This window comes from Bacillus sp. FJAT-42315 (assembly GCF_002797375.1).
In the GTDB taxonomy this organism is placed as follows: Bacteria; Bacillota; Bacilli; order Bacillales; family Domibacillaceae; genus Bacillus_CE.
This window is the reverse complement of the sequence record NZ_KZ454941.1, coordinates 1,960,627-1,975,148: the sequence shown is the minus strand read 5'-3', so window position 1 is coordinate 1,975,148 and position 14,522 is coordinate 1,960,627. Positions and strand designations below refer to the sequence as shown.

General features: G+C 41.3%; 13 protein-coding genes and 2 other annotated features. Of the genes, 1 reads left to right on the top strand and 12 read right to left on the bottom strand.

Translation table 11 applies throughout. From position 1 onward, the window contains the following. Positions 1–67: 67 nt before the first annotated feature. From trpA to trpE, 6 genes are read right to left on the bottom strand one after another with little or no spacing between them, the layout of a single operon-like run. Positions 68–856 (bottom strand): tryptophan synthase subunit alpha, encoded by a 789-nt coding sequence (gene trpA, locus CEF22_RS09730; protein ID WP_100402709.1) that lies wholly within the window; start codon positions 854–856, stop codon positions 68–70. Further along, entirely contained in the window at positions 849–2,057 is a 1,209-nt protein-coding gene (trpB, locus tag CEF22_RS09725; RefSeq protein ID WP_100402708.1) for a tryptophan synthase subunit beta, read from the bottom strand. Before trpB ends, trpA begins: the two co-directional genes overlap by 8 nt. Then, positions 2,054–2,665, bottom strand: a complete 612-nt coding sequence (locus CEF22_RS09720; RefSeq protein ID WP_100402707.1) for a phosphoribosylanthranilate isomerase — start codon at positions 2,663–2,665, stop codon at positions 2,054–2,056. Before CEF22_RS09720 ends, trpB begins: the two co-directional genes overlap by 4 nt. A 10-nt stretch (positions 2,666–2,675) precedes the next feature. Beyond that, positions 2,676–3,455 carry an indole-3-glycerol phosphate synthase TrpC gene (gene trpC, locus CEF22_RS09715; protein ID WP_100402706.1) on the bottom strand — a complete coding sequence of 260 codons (780 nt, stop codon included), beginning with the start codon at positions 3,453–3,455 and terminating at the stop codon, positions 2,676–2,678. Then, complete coding sequence (locus CEF22_RS09710) at positions 3,452–5,065, bottom strand: bifunctional anthranilate synthase component II/anthranilate phosphoribosyltransferase (RefSeq protein ID WP_100402705.1); 1,614 nt, start codon at positions 5,063–5,065, stop codon at positions 3,452–3,454. The genes trpC and CEF22_RS09710 overlap by 4 nt, the downstream gene beginning before the upstream one ends. After that, positions 5,062–6,438 carry an anthranilate synthase component I gene (gene trpE / locus CEF22_RS09705; RefSeq protein ID WP_100402704.1) on the bottom strand — a complete coding sequence of 459 codons (1,377 nt, stop codon included), beginning with the start codon at positions 6,436–6,438 and terminating at the stop codon, positions 5,062–5,064. Before trpE ends, CEF22_RS09710 begins: the two co-directional genes overlap by 4 nt. 66 nt (positions 6,439–6,504) lie before the next feature. Continuing rightward, positions 6,505–6,710: a binding site (T-box leader), on the bottom strand. A 35-nt stretch (positions 6,711–6,745) separates the two neighbouring features. Further along, positions 6,746–6,992 (bottom strand) — a binding site (T-box leader). Between the two features lie 381 nt (positions 6,993–7,373). Between trpE and CEF22_RS09700 the strand changes: the two genes are divergently transcribed. After that, entirely contained in the window at positions 7,374–8,603 is a 1,230-nt protein-coding gene (locus CEF22_RS09700; protein WP_100402703.1) for an EAL and HDOD domain-containing protein, read from the top strand. Here the strand turns inward: CEF22_RS09700 and panF are convergent. The 6 genes from panF to CEF22_RS09670 form a co-directional block, all read right to left on the bottom strand. After that, positions 8,600–10,039 (bottom strand): sodium/pantothenate symporter, encoded by a 1,440-nt coding sequence (gene panF, locus CEF22_RS09695; protein ID WP_100402702.1) that lies wholly within the window; start codon positions 10,037–10,039, stop codon positions 8,600–8,602. The genes CEF22_RS09700 and panF overlap by 4 nt on opposite strands. Next, on the bottom strand, positions 10,036–10,308 hold the full coding sequence (locus tag CEF22_RS09690; RefSeq protein WP_100402701.1) for a YhdT family protein: 273 nt from the start codon (positions 10,306–10,308) through the stop codon (positions 10,036–10,038). Before CEF22_RS09690 ends, panF begins: the two co-directional genes overlap by 4 nt. 109 nt (positions 10,309–10,417) lie before the next feature. Continuing rightward, on the bottom strand, positions 10,418–11,176 hold the full coding sequence (locus CEF22_RS09685; protein WP_100402700.1) for an alpha/beta fold hydrolase: 759 nt from the start codon (positions 11,174–11,176) through the stop codon (positions 10,418–10,420). A gap of 87 nt (positions 11,177–11,263) precedes the next feature. After that, positions 11,264–12,157 (bottom strand): homoserine kinase, encoded by an 894-nt coding sequence (gene thrB, locus CEF22_RS09680; protein ID WP_100402699.1) that lies wholly within the window; start codon positions 12,155–12,157, stop codon positions 11,264–11,266. Then, positions 12,154–13,212 (bottom strand): threonine synthase, encoded by a 1,059-nt coding sequence (gene thrC, locus CEF22_RS09675; protein ID WP_232726194.1) that lies wholly within the window; start codon positions 13,210–13,212, stop codon positions 12,154–12,156. The genes thrB and thrC overlap by 4 nt, the downstream gene beginning before the upstream one ends. Further along, positions 13,212–14,513: a homoserine dehydrogenase gene (locus CEF22_RS09670; RefSeq protein ID WP_100402698.1), complete on the bottom strand. Its 1,302-nt coding sequence runs from the start codon at positions 14,511–14,513 to the stop codon at positions 13,212–13,214. Before CEF22_RS09670 ends, thrC begins: the two co-directional genes overlap by 1 nt. Positions 14,514–14,522 lie beyond the last annotated feature (9 nt).

Genomic DNA, 14,522 nt, shown 5'->3' with positions numbered 1-14,522 from the left:
TCTTTCATGGAATTTGGAGGGTAATCTCTTATATGTAGCTACCCTCCAAATTCCATTTTAGATGAGATCATTCATGTACAGGCAAAGTCGATTCAGGCAATAGTTTGGCAATCTCTTCTTGTCTGCCTTGGTGAAATAGCTGAACAATTTGACTGCCGACAATTACTCCATCGCAATGTTGCCCTAGCTCCTGTGCCTGCTCTTTTGAAGAAACACCAAACCCAGCAAGAACAGGTACTTTCGCCTCCGCTTTAATGCACTGCAAAAATTGATATACCTCCTCTTGAAAATTAGATCTTACCCCTGTAATCCCTTTAACCGTAACCGCATAAATAAATCCTTCTGCCCCTTCTGTGATGCGCTTTATTCGCTCAATTGGACTTGTTAAAGTCACTAAACGAATCAGTGCAAGATCATGTTGATCCAATGAAGGTTTTACTTCCTCCTCTTCTTCCAGCGGCACATCCGGAATGATCACACCAGATACCCCTGCCAATGCCGCATCATGAGCAAATTGTTCGATTCCATATCGGTAGACAGGATTGAAATACGTCATTAACACAAAAGGAATGTGGAGGTCATTTTTTATGCTCCGTAGTTCATCTAATACTTTCTTCAAGGTTACTTTTTGCTGTAGGGCTCGTTTCCCAGCTTCTTGAATCACAGGGCCATCTGCTACCGGGTCTGAAAAAGGAATACCTACTTCAATCAATGTGACTCCAATCTGTTGCAAATAAAGCATTTGATCCTTCAATTGATGTAAACCGCCATCCCCTGCCATAATATAAGCAACAAAGGCTTTTTTATTTGGCTCGTTCAGCATTTGAAAAGCGAACTTTATTTTCTCTTTACTCATTATTTGATCCTCCTAATCTCTCTTGAATAGCGGCTACATCTTTATCTCCACGTCCCGATAAACAAATGACCACCGTCTCTTCTTTTGACATTGAAGCCGCAAGTTTGACAGCATAAGCAACGGCATGAGAGCTTTCTAGCGCAGGGATAATGCCTTCTGTTTGCGTCAATAATTTAAAACCGTCTAGTGCTTCGTCATCAGTCACCGCTTCATAATTCACCCGGCCGATTTCCTTTAACAAGCTATGCTCAGGACCGACTCCTGGATAATCTAACCCCGCCGAAATGGAATGCGCTTCTTGAATTTGACCAGCTTCATCTTGCAATAAATACATTTTGCTTCCATGTAGCACACCGACGGAACCTTTCGTTAAAGACGCGGCATGTTGATCGGTCTCAATCCCGCTCCCAGCAGCTTCCACTCCATATAATTGAACTTCTTTATCATCAATAAATGGGTAAAACATACCCATCGCATTGCTCCCTCCGCCGATACATGCGACAACTGCATCAGGAAGTCTGCCTTCTTTTTCAAGCATTTGCGCTTTCGTTTCTTTTCCGATGACACTTTGAAAATCGCGAACCATTTGCGGAAACGGATGTGGACCAAGGACGGACCCCATGATGTAATGAGTATCCTCTACATGAGCGACCCAATAGCGCAGGGCTTCATTCACCGCATCCTTCAATGTCCCGCTTCCTTGACTAACACCGATCACTTTCGCTCCTAACAACTCCATTCGGAACACATTTAACTGTTGCCGTTTAATATCTTCTTCTCCCATAAAAATCACACATTCGAGATTCAATAATGCACAGATCGTCGCTGTCGCCACTCCATGCTGGCCAGCGCCCGTTTCTGCTACAACTTTTCTTTTACCCATTCGAAGCGCAAGCAATCCTTGGCCAATCGTGTTATTAATTTTATGAGCACCTGTATGATTCAAATCTTCGCGCTTTAAATAAATCTTTGCCCCGCCGGTTTTTTCCGTTAAATTTCGAGCAAAATATAAAGGATTTTCTCGGCCAACATAATCTTTTAAGTATCCGTTTAACTCTTCGATGAATGATGGATCTTGTTTCGCTGTTTCATACGCTTCCTCTAACTCAAGCACCGCTTGCATTAAAGTTTCTGGTACGTACCTTCCTCCAAATATTCCGAACTTCCCCTTTGAATCGGGTTGTGTATATACAGTCATCATTGACCTACTCCTTTCGCTTGATCGATAAATGCTTTCATTTTCGTCCAATCTTTCACACCGTTTGTTTCGACCCCACTTGAGACATCAACAGCCGCTGGTTGAATCATTGTGATCGCTTCTTGTACATTATCAGGATGAAGTCCCCCCGCTAAAATAAGCCTTGTACGATCGAAGGTTTCACTTGTAAGCAAACTCCAATTAAATGTCGTCCCATTTCCTCCTCGATATGGCCCTTTGGCGCTATCTAACAAAATCAAGTCTGCTGGGTAAGCAAGTACCTCTTTCATTGAAAGCTGCGGTGAATAACTAAAAGCTTTCATGACTGGGCGCGTTAATTTTCTGGCGTATTCTGGCGACTCATCTCCATGTAGCTGAATGATATCGAGAGAAGCGGCTTCAGCGATTTCTTCTACTCGTTTGACGTCTTCATTGACAAACACGCCTACTTTTAACGGACCTTTTTGTAAACGATCTGATATGGCAGCTGCTTGTTCAGCAGACACTTGCCGCTTGCTTTTGGCAAAGACAAACCCGATATAATCCGTCCCTATTTGCTGGGCGTGTAATGCGATGTCCACGTCTTGAATTCCGCAAATTTTCACCTTCACCTTACTCACCTCACAGCCTAATTTTTAACTCCTCGATCGTACGAGGAATGTCACTACTTTTCATCAAGGTTTCACCGACTAAAATCGCTTTAGCCCCCGCATCTCGAACACGCTCGACATCTTCCTTCGTTTGAATCCCACTTTCTGATACGAACACAATGTCTGGCTGATGATATGATTGAAGCAAGCGTTCAGTTGTCGCTAACTCAACTTGAAATGTATTTAAATTTCGATTATTAATACCGATGATCTTTGCGTTGATTGCTAGTGCTCGTTCCATTTCTTCCTCATTATGCACTTCAAGCAGAATATCCAGTGCTCTTTCTGTCGCATACTCATATAGTTCCTGAAGCTGTTGTTGATGAAGGGCTGCCGCAATCAATAAAATGACGTTCGCACCTGCTTGTTCCGCTCGATCGATTTGAATCGGATCGATGATAAAGTCTTTACAAAGAATCGGTACATTCACCTTGGCACGAACGCTTCGCAGATCGTCCATCGTCCCTTTAAAAAATGGTTCATCGGTTAAAACGGAAATGGCATCTGCTCCACTACTTTCATACAGCTGTGCCTGTTGTTGTGGATTGACATTTAAATTGATCGCTCCTTTCGAAGGAGAAGCTCGTTTGATTTCGGCAATTAGATTCATTGTGGAAGATTGCCTACACGATTCATACAAGGAATACTTTCTTCTATTTGAAGGATTCACTTGTCTTTGAACATTCCCTTTCAATTGTTCAACTTCCTCTTTCTTTTTCGCCAATATTCTGTCTAATATAGTGATCGTCATCCTGTAATCCCCACTTTCTGCTGACGTTTTGAATGCTCAATTAAAAAGTGTAATTTGGATAAAGCCGCTCCTGAATCGATACTTTCCTTCGCCAACTGAATACCTTTTTGAATGGTTGACACCTTTCCGTTCGCAAACAATCCAATCCCTGCATTTAATAATACGGTATCGCGTGTAGCTCCTTTTTCTCCTTCTAGCACTCGCTTTAAAATATCCGCATTTTCTTTTGCTTCGCCACCACGAATCGCTTCTAGGCTATATGTTGGCAATCCCACATCTTCTGGAGTAATGATCATTTTTTTCGTTTTTCCTTCTTCTAACAGCATCAAATGATTTTCACCAGCGAGCGAGGCTTCATCCATAAACCCTGCTCCATTAATGACCACTGCTCTTTTCCGCCCAAGACGATCGAGAACACTCGCCATCATATCAAGCATATCCCGGCGATAAATGCCTAGTAATTGCGTATCGAGTTCGACTGGATTCGTTAACGGCCCAATCAAATTGAAGATTGTTGGGATTTTCAAATCTCTCCGCACCTTCATTACTCGCTTTAACTTTGGATGAACATGAGGAGCAAACAAAAAGGCGATCCCATTTTCCTCTAATAAGTAATCGGTCTCTCCTTCTAAATAATCGAGAGAAATTCCTAAATGTTCGAGCACATCGGCGCTCCCGGTTTTACTAGAGACGCTGCGGTTTCCGTGCTTCGCGACTTTCACTCCTGCCCCCGCAAGGACGAACGCGGACGTTGTGCTAATATTAAAGCTTTGCGAGCCATCGCCTCCCGTTCCACAGTTATCCATCACATTCATGAAGCGTTTGCTCGTTCCAAGAGAATTTTTTCTAAGGACATTGACTAAAGAAGCGATTTCATCGACTGTTTCACCCTTTGATTTTAATGCGACTAGAAAAGCGGCGATTTCTCCTTCCGTTGCATCATCTTGTAAAATCTCTTCGATCGCATTCATCATTTCTTCTTCCTCAAGCGCTTGCTGATCTGCCAATTTGAGCAAATAGTTCTTCATGTTTTTCTCCTTTCTGTACTGTTGAAAAAATTGCTGAACAAGCTCGCTGCCTACTTTTGTCCCGATTGATTCTGGATGAAATTGCAGTCCATACACTGGATACTCCTTATGACGAATCGCCATGATTTCTTCATCATCCGTAGAAACAGCCAGTACCTCTAACTTTTGCGGTAAGGTCGCTTTCTCGACAGACAAGGAATGATAGCGCATCACCGATATCGGGCCATTAAACGAGGAGAAAATATCTTTCCCTTCGTGCTTAATCAATGACACTTTCCCATGCTTAATCGTTTTCGCTTGCACGATATCCGCTCCAAAAGCAGCCGCAATCGCTTGGTGTCCAAGACAAATACCTAAAATCGGAATGCGATGATAGAAGCTACGAACGACTTCCATACAAATCCCCGCTTCTTTCGGTGTACCTGGACCTGGTGAAAGCACAATCGCTTCCGGCGCCATCTTTTCAATCTCTTCAAGCGTACATTCATCATTGCGAATCACTCGTACATGCTTCCCTAAAGAAGCAATTTGTTGGTATAAGTTATACGTAAAAGAGTCGTAGTTATCAATTAATAAAATCATGATTTAACCTCCAATAATGCTTTCGCTTTATGCATCGTTTCTTCATATTCTGCTTCCGGGATAGAATCATACACAATCCCTGCGCCCGCTTGGACATATGCTTTATTTTCTTTGACAATCATTGTTCGGATCGCAAGGGCGAAATCTAAATCGCCATTGGATGAAATATAACCGACCGCTCCGGCATATAATCCACGTTTCACACCTTCAAGTTCATTAATGATTTGCATCGCGCGAATCTTCGGAGCCCCTGAAACTGTACCAGCCGGTAAACAAGAGGATAATGCTTCTACTGGGTGAATCTCCGCTTGAAGCATGCCACTGACTTCTGAAACGATATGCATCACATGTTTATATTTTTCAATCTTCTGATATTTAGTTAAATGAACGCTTCCAATTTCGCATACTTTCCCGAGATCATTTCGACTTAAATCTACGAGCATACGGTGTTCAGCTATTTCTTTTTCATCGTTGAGAAGCTCGGTTTCAAGCAATCGATCCTCCTGCTCATTCTTTCCTCTTCGTCTTGTACCGGCAATTGGATTTGTGACGACCTTTTGACCTCTCACACTAATTAAACTTTCTGGAGAAGCGCCGAGCACTGTATAGTCTTTAAAATCTACGAAAAACATATAAGGAGAAGGATTCGACGTTCTTAGCTTTCGATATAAAGAAAAAGGATTGCCAGTAAATTCAGACGATAATCTTTGTGATAACACCACTTGAAAAATATCACCGCGAATAATATGATCTTTCGCTTGATTCACCATTTCGCTAAATTGTTGTTTCGTCAAATTACCTTGGAACTGCAGCGACCCGATCGCCTCTATCGAAGGAGGGTTTGCCTGTACGCTAATCATTTGTTCATACTCGTTGATGCCTTCTTCTAGCTCTGCTTCACTACGATCACCAAAAAGATCAACGGCGACAATCGTCACTTTTTGCAATAGATGGTCATATACCAAAAACGTCGAATAAAACATAAAATGAACATCTGGCATCTGTAGCTCATCTGTTAGCACATCACCGATCACTTCATCGAGAAACATGACATCGTAACCGATATAACCAACTGCTCCGCCGAAAAAAGGAAAAGGCTGCGCTTCGTTTTGCACTTGTAACATCTCTTTTAGCTGTTTCAAGCTATGCCCTTGGAATTGTTCGATCATTTCTGTTTGATGGTCGATGACCTCAATCGCTGTCCCCGTTGCTCGATATTCTTTCGTTGGATTCATCCCTAAAAAAGAATAGCGCCCACTTTGCTCATGCTTATAAGAGCTTTCTAGTAAAAACTTTTTCTCACCTTTCATTTGATGATAGAGCATAATCGGAGTCAGCATATCTCCTTCAAGTTCTTTTAATTTATACATCATCGTCTTTCACCTCATTAAATATTTGAAAATAAAAAAGTCCTCCATAGTCATGCAGTTTTCATGACTATGGAGGACGATCATACCGCGGTGCCACCTCACATTGGAGCAATATTGCTCCCTCTTTTACATTCCTGTTAACGGTGGAAACCGGGTAGTCATTTCCTTCTACCACTCACAAGTCCATTCAGTCAGCTTTCGCGTACCGGCTCTCACCTACCCCGGCTCTCTGTTACGCATCTATCTAACTTACTCTTCTTGATCATCGACTTAGCATTATTTATTTTTAAAAACACAAAAAGCCCCCATCGCAAAGGACGAGAGCCGTGGTGCCACCTTTATTGATTGTTTTCACAATCCACTCAATCTGCATCGAAGCAAAACGCTTATAATGCATGTCTTTTGTAACGATAAGACATTCGCTAGAGCCTACTGCCAATCAGGGTTCGGTCTAGAAGCTCGGAAGGCCATTCACTATCACTCCTGCACTGGTTCTCACCAACCACCAGCTCTCTGAAGCATTCATGATAACTACTCTTCTTCGTCAACGCTCATTTCATGTACGATCAAATTGTTGAAATAATCATATTACATACACATTTAATAAGTCAACTGTTTTTTTAATTTTTTTCAGAATGATAGACCAAAAATATAGATATTTTATATGATAGACCAATAAATTTGCACTCATTAAAAATTTAATAATTGGATCTTTTTCCAACCCAAAAAATCCTTTATAATGGAAAAGCCAGATACTTTTGTCCTAATGAAGAAAAGGAGGTATAAGGTAACCATCCCGACTATTCTCTTATAACTAGAAAATAATTAAAGTTAGGTATGATATCAGGTGAGATGAAAGCAGGAAAGTTTCAGACGTTTTTATACAACACCATTGAACCTTGATAGTAAAATAACTCTTGTATAAGTGGGGTATTTATATGACAGTTTATGTCGCTAGGCAACCAATATTTAACACCGAAGAAGAAACTGTTGCCTATGAATTACTTTACCGTAATCAAAAAGGACAAACATTTGCAGACATCACAAACGGTGATCAAGCCACCTTAGAACTATTAAAAAACAGCTTACTCAACATTGGAATCGATCGATTATCTGAAGGCAAGATGCTGTTTATTAACTTCACTGAAAATTTATTGTTGATTGACCCGCCTGCATTTTTAGAAAAGCATAAGATTGTCATCGAGATTTTAGAAGATATTGAATCTTCCGAAAAACTCATTCAATCTTGCCAAAAACTAAGAAAAAAAGGCTATACGCTTGCTCTTGATGATTATGTATTACATAAAAAAAACAAACAATTAGTTCCACTAGCTAATATTATCAAAGTCGATTTTTTGCAAACACCAAAACATGAACGTCAACGAATGATGAGAGAACTACAAACATATAATATTCGGTGGCTTGCTGAAAAAGTGGAGACGAGAGAGCAATTCCAACAAGCAATAGAAGAAGGCTTCTCTTTGTTTCAAGGCTTTTTCTTTTCCAAACCTGCCTTACTTAGTGGAGATTCGATACCAGAATTTTATAATAATTACGCGGTGATTTTGAATGAAATGACTGCTCCTTCACCTAATATCCTGAAAGTTGCTCGGCTCATTGAAGGAAATTTATCGCTATCTTATCAGCTTCTTAAACTATTAAATAAAACAGCTTTCATTCAAAGGGAAAAAGTTAAAACGATTCATCAAGCGATTATGCTCATTGGGTTAGACGAATTAAAAAAATGGATTACTTTTATCATGATGAATACAAATAAACGAACATGTTCAGAAGAGGTGATGCGAACCTCTCTCGTTCGAGCCAAAACACTCGACCAATTAGCTAGGCACTATTTTCCGGATCAGCTAGCTTCACAATTTTTCCTGCTCGGTATGTTCTCCATGATCGACGCTCTTTTAGAGAAACCGATGGAAAGTATTTTAGCAGAATTGCCGATCGACCTCGAGATAAAAGAAGCTTTATTGTTAAAAGAAAACCCTTTCTCTAGTGCGCTACTATTAATTAAGTCGATAGAAACCGCCAATTGGTTATTAGCGAGTGACTTTTGCTCACAGCTACAATGGGAGGAAGACGTACTGTTCAACTGTTACAATAAAGCGATCCGATGGAGTGATCAATTATTAGAAAAAACACCAAGCTCAAATTAAGCTCGGTGTTTTTCCTGCTTCATTGTAGTAAAAAACGTCACCGCAATAAAGACAATGAATGAAATAAGAATAGGTAAAACAACAGTATGCATCCCTAATGCATTGGGATAAAAGGAGTGAAACAAAATGTAAGAGAGCATCCCTGAAATCATCGAAGCGACCGCTCCTGCTCCGTTAGCTCTCTTCCAATACAACGCAAAAATGACCGGCCAAATAAAGACCGCTTCTAATCCACCAAATGAAAATAAATTTAACCAAATGATTAGATTAGGTGGATTCAAGGCAACAAAGAATATGATGATACCGATGATCGCTGTTACCCACAAACTAAGCGTTTTGATCTTCTTTTCTTCTGCATTTTTATTGATGAAATGCAAGTATAAATCTTTAATAATCGCTGAAGAAACGAGCAACAGCAAAGAATCAACGGTTGACATAATCGCAGCCATCGGAGCGGCAAGTACAATTCCTGCTAGCCAATCCGGCATAATGGTCATCGCCAACTCCGGCATGACTTTATCACCGACTGTAATTCCTGGAACGATCGCCCGAGCCATCACTCCGATTAAATGCATCCCTAACATAATGACACCAACGACAATCGTTCCGATGATCACTGCTCGATGCATCGCCTTGGCATTTTTATAACTCATCGCTCGAACCGCCACTTGTGGGAGACCGACAACCCCAACGCCGACTAAAATCCAAAATGAAGAGATAAACAGCGGCGTTAAACTTTGATCATGCCCATAAGGAGTTAATAGATTCGGATTCTCCGCTCGAAGCGTCCCCATAATATTCTCCATGCCACCACCTGCTTTTAAAGCCGCAATGAATAAAATGAGCGTTCCTACAACCATGATCACTCCTTGAACCATATCTGTAATCGCTACCGCGCGAAAGCCACCGATAATGACATAAATTAATACGGAAACCCCAAAAATGATTAACGCGGTCGTATACGAAAGGCCCGTAATCGATTCAACTAACCTAGCACCACCAATCCACTGAGCCGCCATCGCCGAAAATAAAAAGACAATAATACTAACAGCCGCTAATACAACGACGAGTTGGCTTTTATAGCGAGCATAGAGAAAATCGACCAGTGTAACTGCCTGATATTGTCGGGCCATAATCGCAAACTTCTTCCCTAAAATCATCAGCACAAAATAACCAGTAGCTACTTGACTCATCGCAAGAAGCACCCAAGCTAACCCGTAGTTATAAGCCGCTCCTGGACCGCTTAAAAAACTGGAGGCACTTCCATACGTCGCCGCCATCGTCATTGCCAAAATAAACCCACCAAGCTCTCTGCTTCCTAGAAAATATTCCTGAACAAACGAAGATGAGCTTTGTACATATTTAGATGCATAAACACCGATGAAGAAAATAATAATTAAAAATAGTAATAAAGGTAAAATGACCGCCATGTTCACAGTCGATCACCATCCTCATCGAAAGGTACTTCTTTAAAGAATACCTTTACAACAATTGTGACAAGCACCACCATTAGCACAAGTCCGACGACACAGCTATAAAAAAACCAAGCTGGTAATCCTAATACATATGTATACTCCTCAACTGGTGCTGCCCCAAGCCCGAACGCAAAGCCATACCACCAAATGAAGTTAATGACCACTAAAATAATACCAATCCAAGCCTCTTTTTTAGCGATCACAAAACGTGGATCTTGTCTATTCTTCAATCCGTTTTCCCCCTTTTTCTCTCTAAAACAGTATGGATGACAACCCTTTGTTTACCTTACGATAAGGATTTGTAGGATGCAATACAGTTTTTTTAAAACGGAAAAAAATTCATCTCCATCGCTCGACAAATTCTGTAAGTAATGGATTTAATTCCGTCGAAAATTTCGATGGTAGCTGGTGAGTGGCTTGTTTAATTAATACGACCCGGCTGTTTGGCATCGTTCGGTAATAGTGACTGTACTTATTGACGACCGGTGATTTTCCTCCATATAGCGATAATACAGGCAACTGCCAAGAGGACAATTGACCCGTAAAGTCACTATGTAAAGACAATTGATAAAATCGTTTCCATATATGGCGATCCGCTTTCATCATCGATTGATACATTATCTTCTTCTCTTCTTGCCTCTCAAAATGGCTACTTGAAATCATTTTTGCGAGTACTGAAGGAGCCTTTTCCGTCAACTGAATACCTGTTTGATGTTGAACTTTAAATAAAAGAGCATCCACTTTTGGGTAACTACTAGCAAGGATCACTCCCTTCAATTTATCCGGATAAGCAAGGGCATACTGTTGAACGATCGTGCCTCCTGCTGAATAACCAAACAAAAAGATTTTCTTTTCTTTCACCGCAGATTGAACGGCTGAAATATCTTCTAAAAAGCTATTCATATCGCCTAATAAAGAGGATTCACTATTGCCGTGCCCATTTAAATCGATCAAAATGAGCTTCATTTGCCTCTTTAAAGGATACTGTTTACAAAAAACAAACTGACTCATACCTGGTGGGTGAACGAAAAGAACAGCAGGTCCCTCTCCTGCTGTCTCATAGTAAATTCGGCGGCTTTCGCTTTCAGCATAAGGCACACAACACACACCCTTTCCTTTTCCCTTAGTATGAACGTTGCTTGCTAGACTATGCAAAAAAGGAAAAGCCCTGTGGACTTTTCCTTTTTACACGTATTGAACGCCATGCTTTTCGATTTGTAATTGTTGAATATCGCAATGTTGAAACGCTTGACCGAAGATGCCAGCGATCTGTTCCCCTTTGCCGACTGGCGCAAAAGTTAAAATCGTCGGGCCTGCTCCACTAATCACCGTAGCATAAGCCCCAGCCTCTCCCGCTAATTTTCTAGCATCTGGAAACTCTTTAATGAGGACTGTCCGATAAGGCTCGTGAAAAAGATCTTTTTCCATCATCTGACCAGCTAATGGGTAGTTTTTAACGAATAAGGCCGCCAGCAATACATTAGCGACTGCACTTGCCTCCACAGCTTGCGTTCTTGTAAAGGAATCTGGAAGCACACGACGAGCATCCTCTGTTTTTAATTCATACGGAGGGATAATCACGACAAGATCCATTTCTGGTGCAGGAAGATGAACGATCTCTGCTTCCTCGTTAAAAGATACACCTGCCACCATGCCACCAAATATAGAGGCACCGATATTATCTGGATGCCCTTCAAATCGATTGCCGATTTTTAATTTCTCTTCTTTTGATAGCTGCAAGTTCGCGTAACGATCAGCAATTTCAATCCCAGCTGCGATCGCTGCGGCACTACTTCCTAACCCGCGAGCGAGCGGGATTTCACTTTCCATTACAATATGTAGCGGCGGTAAAGTAGCTCCATATGTATCAGCCGTTTGTTTTGCCACTTGATACACTAAATGGCTTTCGTCGTTTGGAAGGCCCGCTAATATGTCGGAGCGATGTTCAAACGACCATGTCTCTGATGGGGTGATATGAAGGGTTAAATAAAGATTGAAAGCAAGGCCGAGGGAATCAAACCCCGGCCCTAAGTTAGCCGTGCTAGCCGGCACCTTCATCGTTACAGGTGCTACACTCATGCACGAACCACTCCTTCAATATAATCAAACACAGCTTTTTCATCGTTTGGAAGGACAACTGGTTTTTTCGTAATGCGCTCAATCGCTGTTTGTGGGTCCTTTAAGCCGTTTCCAGTCAACACTGCCGCAATTGTTGCACCAGCTGGTATTTCACCAGATTTACGATGCTTAATGATGCCTGCAATCGATGCACAAGAAGCAGGCTCTGCGAAGATTCCTTCTTCTTTTGTGATCATTTCAAATGCTTCTAAAATTTCCGCATCCGTCACTAAATCGATTTTTCCGCCAGATTCATCGCGCGCTGCCACCGCTTTATCCCAGCTTGCAGGATTTCCGATACGAATCGCTGTTGCAATTGTTTCTGGTTGCTCGATGACCATGTCTTTCACGATCGCCGCTGCTCCTTCTGCTTCAAACCCGTGCATTTTCGGAAGACCTGTGCCAAATTTTTCGTGATATTCTTTAAAACCTTTCCAGTAAGCCGTAATGTTTCCTGCATTTCCAACTGGGATCGCTAAAATATCAGGTGCTTTTCCTAATTGGTCGCAAATTTCAAACGCCGCTGTTTTTTGTCCTTCAATACGATAAGGATTCACAGAGTTTACTAGTGTAATCGGCGAGTTTTCGCTAATTTGACGCACCATTTTTAATGCTTCATCAAAGTTGCCTTCAATTGAAACAATCTCCGCTCCATACATCATCGCTTGAGCGAGTTTACCCATCGCAATTTTCCCTTCAGGAATGACGATGATCGCACGCATACCAGCACGAGCCGCATAAGCGGCTGCCGCAGCCGATGTATTTCCTGTTGAGGCACAAATGACTGTATTGCTACCTTCTTCTTTCGCTTTCGCAACTGCCATGACCATCCCGCGGTCTTTAAAAGATCCTGTTGGATTCGTACCTTCTGTTTTCACATAAATGTTGACATCTAATTTTTTTGAAATATTCACTAGCGGAATTAATGGTGTATTTCCTTCCATTAAAGATAACGCTGGTGTGTTTTCTGTTACAGGTAAAAATTCTTTATATTTTTTAATTAAGCCTTCCCACATCATTTTGCACCGTTCCCTTCGACTCTGTAAAAGCTCTCAAGTGATTGTACTACACCTAAATCATTCATTTGCTCTAATACATTTTGATAGTTTTCCATAGAAGCTTTGTGTGTAACAATCACAATTTCTGCCAAACCTTCTTCCTCAAGCGGTAATTGAAGAATTTTCTCAAAACTGATGGAGTTAGAAGAGAATAGCTTCGTTAATTCTGAAAAAGCACCGACTTCATCGCGTACATGTAAACGAATGAAATACTTGGCAAAGCGTTCATTCGATGTTTTCAGTTGTTTTTCAAATTGTGGTGCCAACGCACTATGTCCATTCACACCAAGACGCATGTTTTTCACAACAGCCACAACGTCACTTACAATAGAAGTCGCTGTCGGAAGGCTTCCGGCACCCGGTCCGTAAAACATCGTTTCACCAACAGCTTCTCCATATACATACACCGCATTATACTCATCATTAACGGAAGCAAGCGGGTGATCATTTGATAAAAATGTTGGCTGTACACTAACTTCTGCGCGAGATTGGTCTTGATCAGCGTAACCAATTAGCTTCATTGTATAACCAAGTGTGTTTCCATATTTTAAATCTTCCTTGGACACACTAGAAATACCGCTCACTGATACATCATCAAGCTCAATATTCATCGAGAAAGCTAAGCGAGCTAAAATCGCCATTTTACGTGCAGCATCTAGCCCTTCCACATCAGATGTCGGATCCGCTTCGGCAAACCCTAAATCTTGAGCATCTTTTAACGCTGTCTCGTACGCTAACCCATCTTTCGTCATTTTCGTTAAAATATAGTTTGTCGTCCCGTTGACGATTCCCATAATTTTTTGGATCTTATCTGATGCCAAACCATCAGCTAACCCTTTAATAATCGGAACGCCACCAGCAACACTCGCTTCATAAAATAAGTCGCAACCATTTTCAGCAGCTACTTTTTGCAATTCAGAACCGTAAAGAGCAATTAAATCTTTGTTTGCCGTTACAACTTGCTTCTTCGCATTTAACGCATCAATGATATATTGGCGAGTTTCTTCCACTCCACCCATTACTTCTACGATCACATCGATGTCTGAATCATTGATTACTTCATATGGATCAGTTGTGAGGAGAGTTCGATCTAATTCTACATCACGAGATTTCTCGATGTTTTTGACTAATACTTTTTTAATGGATACAGGGCATCCTACTTGGTGAACAAGTTGCTCTTGATGATGTTGAATCATCTTCACTACCCCTGTTCCAACTGTACCTAATCCTAATAAGCCTACCTTTACGTTGTCTTTCACTATTCCTCA